This is a genomic window from Bacillus sp. AFS017336 (assembly GCF_002555445.1).
Taxonomy (GTDB): Bacteria; Bacillota; Bacilli; order Bacillales; family Bacillaceae_G; genus Gottfriedia.
On record NZ_NUCO01000164.1, the window covers coordinates 1 to 10,884 of the forward strand.

12 protein-coding genes are annotated in these 10,884 nt (G+C 32.2%); 4 read left to right on the plus strand and 8 right to left on the minus strand.

What is annotated here, in order from left to right; all coding sequences use genetic code 11:
* Positions 1–78: 78 nt before the first annotated feature.
* On the minus strand, positions 79–459 hold the full coding sequence (locus CN601_RS26375) for a VOC family protein (protein ID WP_098172857.1): 381 nt from the start codon (positions 457–459) through the stop codon (positions 79–81).
* Positions 460–640: 181 nt separating this feature from the next.
* The gene (locus tag CN601_RS26380; protein WP_098172858.1) at positions 641–1,075 is read right to left on the minus strand and encodes a DUF7878 domain-containing protein; all 435 of its coding nucleotides are present in this window, start codon (positions 1,073–1,075) and stop codon (positions 641–643) included.
* A 232-nt stretch (positions 1,076–1,307) separates the two neighbouring features.
* Between CN601_RS26380 and CN601_RS26385 the strand changes: the two genes are divergently transcribed.
* Both CN601_RS26385 and CN601_RS26390 read left to right on the plus strand, forming a co-directional pair.
* Positions 1,308–1,556 carry a hypothetical protein gene (locus CN601_RS26385; protein ID WP_098120695.1) on the plus strand — a complete coding sequence of 83 codons (249 nt, stop codon included), beginning with the start codon at positions 1,308–1,310 and terminating at the stop codon, positions 1,554–1,556.
* Between the two features lie 32 nt (positions 1,557–1,588).
* On the plus strand, positions 1,589–1,843 hold the full coding sequence (locus tag CN601_RS26390) for a DUF6429 family protein (protein ID WP_098172859.1): 255 nt from the start codon (positions 1,589–1,591) through the stop codon (positions 1,841–1,843).
* A gap of 295 nt (positions 1,844–2,138) precedes the next feature.
* Here the strand turns inward: CN601_RS26390 and CN601_RS26395 are convergent, their stop codons facing one another.
* Positions 2,139–2,864 carry a MurR/RpiR family transcriptional regulator gene (locus CN601_RS26395; protein ID WP_098172860.1) on the minus strand — a complete coding sequence of 242 codons (726 nt, stop codon included), beginning with the start codon at positions 2,862–2,864 and terminating at the stop codon, positions 2,139–2,141.
* 262 nt (positions 2,865–3,126) lie between these two features.
* On the opposite strand from CN601_RS26395, the gene CN601_RS26400 reads away from it, so the two are divergent.
* On the plus strand, positions 3,127–4,563 hold the full coding sequence (locus tag CN601_RS26400) for a glycoside hydrolase family 1 protein (protein WP_098172861.1): 1,437 nt from the start codon (positions 3,127–3,129) through the stop codon (positions 4,561–4,563).
* Between the two features lie 71 nt (positions 4,564–4,634).
* On the opposite strand, the gene CN601_RS26405 is transcribed toward CN601_RS26400, so the two are convergent.
* Together CN601_RS26405 and htpX are read right to left on the minus strand one after the other, a co-directional pair.
* Positions 4,635–5,033, minus strand: coding sequence for a hypothetical protein (locus CN601_RS26405; RefSeq protein WP_098172862.1), 399 nt, complete (start codon positions 5,031–5,033; stop codon positions 4,635–4,637).
* Positions 5,034–5,248: 215 nt separating this feature from the next.
* Positions 5,249–6,121: a protease HtpX gene (gene htpX / locus CN601_RS26410; RefSeq protein ID WP_098120700.1), complete on the minus strand. Its 873-nt coding sequence runs from the start codon at positions 6,119–6,121 to the stop codon at positions 5,249–5,251.
* Between the two features lie 531 nt (positions 6,122–6,652).
* Between htpX and CN601_RS26415 the strand changes: the two genes are divergently transcribed.
* Entirely contained in the window at positions 6,653–7,414 is a 762-nt protein-coding gene (locus CN601_RS26415; protein ID WP_257131831.1) for a L,D-transpeptidase family protein, read from the plus strand.
* Between the two features lie 99 nt (positions 7,415–7,513).
* On the opposite strand, the gene CN601_RS26420 is transcribed toward CN601_RS26415, so the two are convergent.
* From CN601_RS26420 to CN601_RS26430, 3 genes are all read right to left on the minus strand, one after another.
* A complete protein-coding gene (locus tag CN601_RS26420; protein ID WP_098172863.1) occupies positions 7,514–8,878 on the minus strand; it encodes an SMI1/KNR4 family protein in 1,365 nt (454 codons plus the stop codon).
* Positions 8,854–9,408, minus strand: coding sequence for a GNAT family N-acetyltransferase (locus CN601_RS26425; RefSeq protein WP_098172864.1), 555 nt, complete (start codon positions 9,406–9,408; stop codon positions 8,854–8,856). Before CN601_RS26425 ends, CN601_RS26420 begins: the two co-directional genes overlap by 25 nt.
* 279 nt (positions 9,409–9,687) lie before the next feature.
* Positions 9,688–10,815, minus strand: coding sequence for a collagen-like protein (locus CN601_RS26430; protein WP_483861207.1), 1,128 nt, complete (start codon positions 10,813–10,815; stop codon positions 9,688–9,690).
* Positions 10,816–10,884 lie beyond the last annotated feature (69 nt).

Here is a 10,884-nt window from a genome sequence, read left to right on the forward strand (position 1 = left end):
TTTATGGGGTCACTTCATTTCTTTCCATGTGTTTTTATTTTTTTGAACCAATGCAATGGATCTAATATGTATAAATTCCTACTTTTTTTCCATAACTGCAAAGTAATTTTGCTCATCATCGGCAAAATTAAATACCCTACCAGTTGGCATTTCTACAATTTCTCCAACAGTAACTTTTTTATTTGTTAAGTTACTATATAATTCATCAAAATTATTTGTAAAGAACATTAAAGAAGGTGTACCAAGATTTAGAGAAGGTTGCATTTTAGAAATTAACTCCTTATTATGTAGCACTATACTTGTTTCAGCATTTTTTGAAGGAGACACTTCAATCCATCGCATTCCATGGCCATTGTTATTGTCAGAGATTACACTAAATCCTACTTTTTCAGTCCAAAAATTCATTGCCTCTTCCTGATTGTTTACGTATACCATTACTTGTCCAAGCGTATTAATCATTTGAACCTCTCCTTTAGATAAATTTCACCTGAAATATTTACCATCAATGTTTGAAAATAAATCCACTAATAGTAAAAGTTCATTAAATTATCATTTCTTTATGAAAATTAATAATCCTCTAACTCAATTAATTTTTTACTAAATTTAACAACTGCATAAACTACTTAAAGCTTTTCATTTTTTAAAAATCATTGCGTTTAAATTTATCTAACGTAAAATCATAATTATATTCAATAAGTCCACCATTTAACTCCGTAAGAAACTTATTAACTGATTCAATTAGGGATTCTGTATTAATGGATTCAACCGGCTCAAACATTTGCCATACAGAGTAAATAGTCCAATTATCATTTCCCTTATAAAGAAAATTCATAAGATCTTCATTTCGATTAATCGATTCATAATTCATATTTTCCCGCAATCCATTTTCTAACTTTTGAACCCATTCATTAAGTTGGCCGGCAAACTCTGTTAGATTTATATTTGGATCGTGAAAATATAAAGTATCGTTCAAGTATATATTTAAAGCACCGTCAATATAGCTTCCAGTATTCGCAACATAAGCTGGTTCAGTAGGAATCTGATCGTTTAATATAAACAAGAATTTTATATTCATAATAGTTTCCTTTCAAATGAGATTCAATTTTTTAATTACGACTTATTATTTCCTAATTTTTGGTATTCTGTTCATTTTTATTTAAAAATATAAAAAAGATCTGTCATTGAAAACTCTAAAATTGAATGCCACTAAAAATGAATTGTATAATAGATTCATAATTAACAAATGATTTGATCTTTATTTTGGTTAAAGCATATGATATGTCAATAGAAATGGAAGAGGGATTAGGATGAATCAAAATTATTTTTTTGGTCTTTTCCAATCAATTCTCATTTTGATTTTGGTATTTGTTTTTGTTTATAAATTTTCAGAACTTCGAACAAAAACCACTCATTTTATTTGCCCTTATTGCGGTAATCGCTTTAAATTATCGAAATTAAATTTTGCATTAGCATTTAAAACAGGTAAAATAAATGAGCGCATTGTTACTTGTCCTAATTGTGGTCAGCGAGATCGAATGACTATATTAAATGATTAAAATAATAGAAGTGAAAGAAAGGAACTGATCGAGTGCAAGAACGGATTGATGAATTAACATTATTGTTGTTATATTTAACCTCATTTGAAGAAAATGCTGGATTAGGTGAAACTAACCATAGGAGCTGGAAAGGATATCCTTTCGATACTCTTGATAAATTATCGAATAATAATCTTATATTTGGTAGCAACCGTGCAAAATCAGTTTATTTAACAGAAAGTGGTATTGAACAAGCAAAAAAATTAATGCACAAATATAATATTCAGACAGAGAATAAAGAATTTTAAGTATCTTTACTAACGTTTTTGAAAGATAACTTTATAATTAACTTTCTATTTATCCTTTAACGATTCAATTTGCTTTTTCCATTTGACTATAAATATGCTGTTAATTATTCAAAACATTTTTAAACAAAAAAGAGAACGTTCTCTCATCCCCTTCTTTTGCATGCTTAAATTAAATTATTTATAAATGAAGTTTATTTTTCGAACCTCTCAGTCTTATAGCTTCATACGGATATTTTAAAATTCAATGCCTTTTAAAATTTTTATTCCAGCACTTTTTTACTAAAAATAAACTAAACTATTGATTAATTTTATAAATTTCACGTGCAATCGCTTCTATAATATAAACTACTGGAACTTGAGTAGTAATATTTGTAGTGTCAACATACTCTTCTGTCACATAATAAGGAATATTTAGATCAGACATTTTAGCAATAGTAGACAATTTATTATTTGTAATGCTAATAATATTACATCCTTCTTGCTTAAGTAAATTTAAATGATTTACAGTGAAATTATTCTCTCCTGATACTGATAACGCAATTGTTACACTATTATTTCTTAGTTTCGAATGAATCGGAAAATGCGGGTCCTTTATGTACAATGAAAATCTTCCTAAACTTGAGAAATATCTTGATCCGTATTCTGCTAATATACCAGAACTGCCGATTCCAATAAAAATGACCGTTTCGGCTTTGTTAATTTGCATTGCTGCTTCTTTAATTTTTTCTTCTAAATCACCTTTTAATGTTCTTTCAAAAAAGTCTACTAAAGTATGATGAGCACTTTTAACGCTAGTTTTCTTTTCTTCCTCTAAATACATTTTCAACTTTACTTTAAATTCAGAAAATCCGTCGCAATTTAGTTTCCTACAAAAACGTAATATCGTTGAAGTTGAAACATGTGTTTCATCTGCTATTTCACGTATCCTCATGTATGCTACTTTTTCCATGTTTTGAGAAATATAATTATATAAAGATAATTCTAATTCATTAAAAGATGCTATTTGATCGTTTGAAAACACTGTCTATTACTCCTTCTATAATTAAGTAGATTTTGCAAATAATATTTAAAAGTGGCATCATTTTTTATTTAAAAATTAAATTATTCTACTATTTTAACATACATAAACAAGAAACACAGTGTTACATTTATGAAACAATTTATTTCTTAAGTTAATCGAGACTAGTTTCAGTTCACTTATTTACTAACGTATTCGTAAACGTTATTATTCGAATATAATCACTTTTAACTTAAACTTAAAAAGAAATTAGGAGGTAAAAAATATGAAACAGTTTAAATTTCCTGAAGATTTTTTATGGGGTGGCGCAACCGCTGCAAATCAAATGGAAGGTGGCTTCTATGAAGGAAATAAAGGACTAAATATTGCCGATGTACTTCCTGGTGGAAAAGAAAGACTGAACATCTTACAATCACCTGGCTTTAATTTCGAGATTGATCGCTCAATATATAACTATCCAAATCATGAAGGTATTGACTTCTATCACCGTTATAAGGAAGATATTGCTTTATTTGCGGAAATGGGTTTTAAAGTTTTCCGCATGTCAATTGCATGGACAAGAATTTTTCCAAACGGAAATGAGCTGGAAGCAAATGAAGAAGGTCTAGCCTTTTATGATCGTGTTTTCGACGAATTACACAAATATGGCATCGAACCTGTGGTTACAATTTCACACTATGAAATGCCAGTGAATCTTGTAAAACAATATGGTGGCTGGAGAAATCGAGAAGTAGTTACTTTCTTTGAAAGATATGTCAATGCAATCTTTAATCGTTATAAGAACAAAGTAAAATATTGGATGACTTTTAATGAAATTAATAGTGGCTTAATTATGCCAATTATGGGACTTGGCTTTTCTATAAAAAATGAAGAAGATAAATATCAACCAACTTTCCAAGCATTCCATCATCAATTTGTGGCAAGTAGTATTGCAGTTAAAGCCTGTCATAACATCATCCCAGATGCACAAATTGGATGTATGATTTTATATGCTCCAGTTTATTCATTTGACTCAAATCCTAAAAACATTATGTATGCACTACAGGAGGAACGATACTTTAATTATTTCTGCGCAGACGTACAAGTTCGAGGGGAATATCCAGCATTTATTAAACGTTTCTTTAAAGAACATAATATTAAAATTGAAATGCAAGATGGTGACTTAGAATTAATTAAAGAAGGTACTGTAGACTATATTGGATTCAGTTATTATATGTCTAGAACTGAGAAAAAAGAAAAATCCGATTTAGAAAGTTCGCAAGGAAATCTAATTGGTGGCGTTAAAAACCCATTCCTAAAAGCAAGCGACTGGGGCTGGGAAATCGATCCTGAAGGATTACGTATTAGTTTAAATCAATTATATGACCGTTACCAAGTCCCATTATTTGTTGTAGAAAATGGTTTAGGTGCTTACGACAAAGTTGAAGAAGATGGTTCAATTAATGATGATTATCGAATTGATTATTTACGTGAACACATTAATGCAATGGGAGAAGCAATTGAAGACGGTGTTGAATTAATGGGATATACTAGTTGGGGATGTATTGATTTAGTTAGTGCATCTTCAGGAGAATTCTCAAAACGCTATGGCTTTATTTATGTCGATAAACATGATGATGGTAGTGGTACACTAGAACGCCTTAAGAAAAAATCATTCTTCTGGTATAAAGATGTTATTGCTTCAAACGGAGAAACATTATAAAAATCAAGTACATTAGAAAAGGAACTTCTACGATGAAGTTCCTTTAATATTGCTTTCTTTCTTTTAACTCATTACTTACTATCAATACTTACCTTTAACTTACCGTCTTCATAAACAGTTAAATAAACTAGATCACCGATTTCCAATGACTTATGTGGTTTCTTATTGAATATTTGATTTTCAGTAAATTCGTATTTTCCAGAATCACAAACGATTTGAAAATGCTCATCATTTTCTTTTTTTGCAAGTTCAACAACTTCACATTCATAAGTTTGTAATTTTGATGTTACTTTAATTGAATCAACTAATTTGATTTGACTTTTTGACTTAGGAAGTTTGACAACGATGGGATGTGCTTTAGCGTGATTAAAATTAATGATCGCAATCGATATAATAATTCCAAGAGTTATAACAAAGGTACCTAAAATTATTCCCGCCATTTTAAATTTTTCAATTTTTTCTTTATCCAAATTTAAATGCACCTCATCTTTTTAAGTATCTATATTCCCTAAAATAAAATGAAATCCTTCTTGTTATGGACTTAATCAATTGAAAAACGAGAATCCAGTATAAAAAAATAAAAAATCTGCCCTATAAGTCAGCGTTACTCTTCTATTACTATTTCTAATAAATAAAAAAATGAGGATGCCTAAAAATGTTATAATTTTAGGGCACCCTCATTTTTTTATAATGATTTCAATCGTTCGATTCTTTTTTCTAATGGTGGATGTGTAGAGAATAATCTTGCAAATTTCTCTTTACCACTAATTTTAAAAGCGGCAATCGATTTTTGGCGATCATCTATTAATCGAATATTACTTCTCAATGATTCTAAAGCATAAATCATGTTGTCTTTACCACCAATTTCTGCAGCATACTGATCTGCTTTAAATTCCCTTTTTCTTGAATACCAGAAAATAATTGGACTACTTAAAATACTAAATACGATTTCAAATACGATCGAACAAAGAACATAGACTACATATGATAACTCTTCTCTAACAAAATTAGAAACAATTTTTGCAACTAAACGAGAAAAGAAAATTACAAAAGTGTTTATGATTCCTTGTAATAAAGTTGTAGTAACCATATCGCCATTTTTTATATGTGCAATTTCATGCGCTAGAACACCACTAATTGCTGGTCGATCCATTGAATTAATCATGCCACTTGAAACGGCAACTAAAGAACGTCTTTTACTAGGTCCTGTTGCAAAAGCATTTACTTCAACCGAATCATAAACTCCGATTTGAGGCATCTTTTTTAAACCAGCAAGTTTTGCTAAACGGTATGTTTCTTCAATTACAAAATTTAACCGTTCATTTTGTGGAGATCGAACATCAATTAATTTTACGCCCATAATCCATTTGGCCATTATACGAGAGAATAATAATGAAATAATCGCACCACTAAATCCTGCAATTACGCTAAAAGCAAGCAGTGCCAAGTAACCCGAATCACCAATATAGCGAGGTACACCTAATAATGTTGTTATAGTTGTAATTGTAATTAACACTAAAATATTAACAAAAATAAAGAAAGAAATACGTTTAAACAATCTGTTTCCTCCTATCAAAATACTTATAAATTTATTATATTTATCTTTTAATCTTAAATATAGAGGCTAAGTCCTTATATCATTTGAAAGAACTTTAAGATTCTACTATTTTACTAAAATCTTTTGATGGCTAGTTTCTAAATTATCTTCAGATTAATAAAATTAATCTCTTCACTAAAAAACTATTATTTGATTGAGAAAAATTCCACCTTTATTAATTTTATAATGACAAAAGTCCCGGTAATAATTTTTGGGGAGTTCTAAGATAATCTAATTAATTAATATTTATTTTAGCATTTTCTCTCCACAACTTCACTTATTTTGGTTATATCCCTTAAATTTTATATCTTAATATTCTTGATAATACCTCTTTAGCTATACAGACCTAAAGAACTATATCCGACTCGTTACAATTGTCATTTTTTTCAAGAAATCATTGAATAGTTAAAAAAAATGTAACTTGGACATCTTCTTTACTCATAGGATTAAATGATTAAGATTTTGAATTTATATTTTTTGGGAGGGAAGCTTTTGATAAGAAAATGGATAACCATTTTAATTTTAACCTGTCTTATGATTGTTGGTATTGGTATTAAACCTACTCAGGCAGCAACAACAAGTCAATTTATTATTATTAATAAATCATCAAATCAACTTGCTTACTATGAAAATGGTAAACTCTACAAAGTATTTAAGGTGGCCACTGGTAGGAGTCCATCCCTAACACCTGAAGGGAAGTTTAAAATTGTAAATAAGATTGTAAATAGGCCCTACTATACAGGTCATATTGCTGGTGGAGATCCACGAAATCCACTTGGTAATCGTTGGCTTGGATTAAATACACGAGGTACGTGGGGAACAACTTATGCTATTCATGGTAATAATGATCCAAGTTCGATTGGAAAATATGTCAGTCACGGCTGTGTCAGAATGTATGATAATGAAGTAGAATGGCTTTTTTCTAGAGTAAAATTGAGCACAACTGTTGTTATTACATCTTCAAGTAATTCCTTCGATTCTATAGCAAAAGCAAATGGATATAAGGTAACAAGTAGTAGCGGTGGGTCGAATGCTGTAATTCCTAGTGGCACAATCTTAAAAAAGGGTGCCAAAGGTACAACAGTTAAAAAACTACAACAAAAGCTTACTGCACTGGGCTATAGTACAAAAGGTATCGATGGTATTTTTGGTAACAATACAGACCAAGCCGTGCGCAAATTTCAAAAAGACCGGCATTTAACTGTAGATGGAATTGTTGGTCCGGCCACGATTAAAGCACTTGGAGGACTATGAATTATCATTTAATAGAGGATGGATATTCCTCTATTTTTTTATGTCTCGAATAGAATACTATAAAAGGGTGCCAAAGCATCCCTTTTATAATAATCACAATTACATAGAGTAAAATTGATCTATATTTTCAATTAAAGAATCTAGTATTTGGGTCCTCGTTCTAAGGATTTGCTTTATTTTTATTTCATTTAACAAGTTCACAAACGCTTCTTTTGAAGGCAGAGTGAAATCGATCTGTAAAGCAGGCTCACACGTTTTTTTCTTTAATAAGTCTTCTAATACATGGATTATAGTGACTTGATGCATTTCCTCTAACTCTGACCATCTACTTATATCTTCCCATGAAGGATTTGATTCGATATATAGTTGGCACCAGCCACTAGTAACAGGGAATCTTACATATCGTTCCATCCAATCGATCACTTGACGAGAATTGTTTAAAGATAAATGAGCAAGAGCTTCATACCCATTTATCTTTCCATGCGATTGCTTTTCCAAATAATCCGTTACTAGGATTAATCCTTTATTAGGTGAAAGACATTTTATACTAAGATAAGAGCGCAATCCCGGATCTAATTGAGATTCATTATTCTGTTCCCATAAATCTTCAACCCAATTCATTGCATATGTTCCAATAGCTTCACCAATCATCACACAAATCATTTTTTTATCTTCAAGTGCTTCAAATTTATTTAGATATTTAAGTAATGTATCAAACAACTCTCCTATATTAAATTTCAAAAGGGATTGTAATGATACAGAATCTAGTTTTTTTCTATAAATTGTAAATTCGATTAACTTATCCATACTATTTTTCACATCATCTAGAGTTGTTTCAGAAAATGAATCAAACCATTGCTTCCATCTTTGTGCTTTCAAACTCGAAACTTCTAAACCTCTAGTATTTAAAAAGTATTCTATTTGCCATTTTTCACTACCTACACAATTAAGTTCAGAGATTTTTTCTAAATAATCAATAAACGAATCAGCAATATATGTAACTGTATCTTCTTCATGATCCCAATAAATAACGGGTTTCTCTTCACCCTCAGATAGCATATCAAAGGCATAAATATCACCATTTCCAGCCTGTGAAAATTCAAGTTTCCCTCTCAGATTCTTGCCATACTCTTCACCATCTTCAACTAATTCATCTGCTAAACTATCTAAGTTCTGTAGACTAGTAATATCCCAATTAATTTCTCCTGAAAAAATTTCGGAAAATTCTTTCGGGATTTGTGTTTCATCTGAAAATGAGTAATAAAAAGTGAGAGACTTTGAGAAGTTTAGAACGATAGATTTATATGATGATGGTAATTTATATCCTAATTCACTTTCTTTTTGATTCACTTCTTCAATAGTTGCTTTTTCCCCTTTTATTAAAGGATCTACTTCTCCATTGTTACAATCTATTTTATTAATGATATACTCCCATTTTTTTAATAGTTTTTCATATCTGTCCATAAAAAATCAACATCCTTATTTTTTTCGCCTATAAATAATTTAGCCATATGGTATTCATCAAAGCTATTCCCATCGATTATTATTGAATTTCTTTTCGTCCCGTCAATCTCAAACCCCATCTTTTTATACAAAGCGATTCCTGCTTTATTTTCTGTCACAACAGTCAACTCTAATCTTTGTATATGATTAGTAGCCACCCAATCTTCTAAACTTTGAAATAATTTTGTACCAATTCCTTTACCTGTGTATTCTTTTAATATTCCAATTACAAGATAAGCGGAATGTTTTTTTCTTATTGCATTATTACCAATCGCAAACAAGTAACCGACTAAATATCCAGAAGTCTCCTCCGCAACAAGTATTGTTGAATGAGATGATCTTACTATCAAATCTAGCTGCTTTCGTTGTCCTTCAATTGTAATGTTTCTTTCGCCAGCACCATAAAGCATAAATTCAGACTGATTTTCGACTTCTTTAATTAATTGTACAAATTGTTCTGTATCGTCTAGATTAACTTCTCTTATATTCATTCATTTCCCCACCTTAAACAGTGCTTTTCTATTCACTTTAATTTAGATTACTCTAATTTTATCATTCACTATATTAAAAAAGGCTACCAAAACAGACTTTTGAAAAAATTAAATACATTTTTTCACATCTTAAATTCTAATTTTAACTATTTAAACTGAAAATAAAATAGAAAATCCTTGCCTCAAATTTATGAAAATATAAGTTTATTGATTAAAAAAAGGATCTTCTTAATATAAGAAGATCCTTAAATGCCTTTCAATTATAATTATTCAACAATATTAAATTGTAGTCGCAATAAATACTGTATAAATAGCACTTTGTGTTATTTGAGGTGTAATAAACAATGAAATAGCATTATTTCTGGAAACCGGATTTCCAGCAATTGTACTAGTCCAAGTGACAGTAGCTGTTGCTGTAACTGGACTAGGATTGAATATCGTTACAGGCTGTGGACCTACATCATTTGGTGTTATAGAAAATATAATTGTTCCGGTTAAGTTATTTGGGAGAGTCAAACTAATGGTAGATATTACTTGACCAGCACCTGGCGCAGAAAGATTAATAGGAACATTGAAACATACCTGAATATTATAAGTTCCTGCTGCTAAATTATTGACATTTATAGAGCTTGAAAGACCTATAATACTACCTGAACCTGCAGTTACATATGGAATAGTAAGAGAATCTGCTCCAGGAGACCCAGCAATTCGTTGAAATCCTGCGTTAGTTCCACCAAATATAATGGCTTTGGAATTAGATCCTGATATTCCTGTTGCTCCTGTTATTCCAGTCGCCCCGGTTGCTCCTGTTGCTCCCGTTGGACCAGTTGCTCCCGTTGGGCCTGTTGCTCCCGTCGCTCCGGTTGGACCCGTTGATCCGGTTGGGCCGGTTGCCCCGGTTGAGCCTGTCGATCCTGTTGGACCGGTTGGGCCTGTTACTCCGGTTGGGCCTGTCGATCCTGTTGTTCCGGTTGGACCAGTTGGGCCCGTTGTACCAGTTGGGCCGGTTGCTCCGGTTGGGCCCGTCGATCCTGTTGGACCTGTTGATCCAGTTGGGCCCGTTGCCCCAGTTGGGCCCGTTGGGCCGGTTGCTCCTGTTGGGCCCGTTGCCCCGGTTGTTCCTGTTGGGCCTGTCGATCCCGTTGGGCCAGTTGTTCCTGTTGGGCCCGTTGATCCTGTTGGGCCCGTTGCTCCTGTTAAGCCCGTTGTTCCTGTTGGGCCCGTTGATCCTGTCGCGCCTGTTGATCCCGTTGATCCTGTCGGGCCTGTTGAGCCTGTTGATCCCGTTGATCCTGTTGCTCCCGTTGGGCCGGTTGATCCTGTTGGGCCTGTTGGGCCGGTTGATCCCGTTGGGCCTGTCGATCCGGTTGGGCCGGTTGATCCTGTTGGGCCGGTTGGGCCTGTCAATCCTGTTGATCCTGTTGGGCCTGTTGTTCCTGTTGGGCCGGTTGAGCCTGTTGCTCCTGTTGCTCCTGT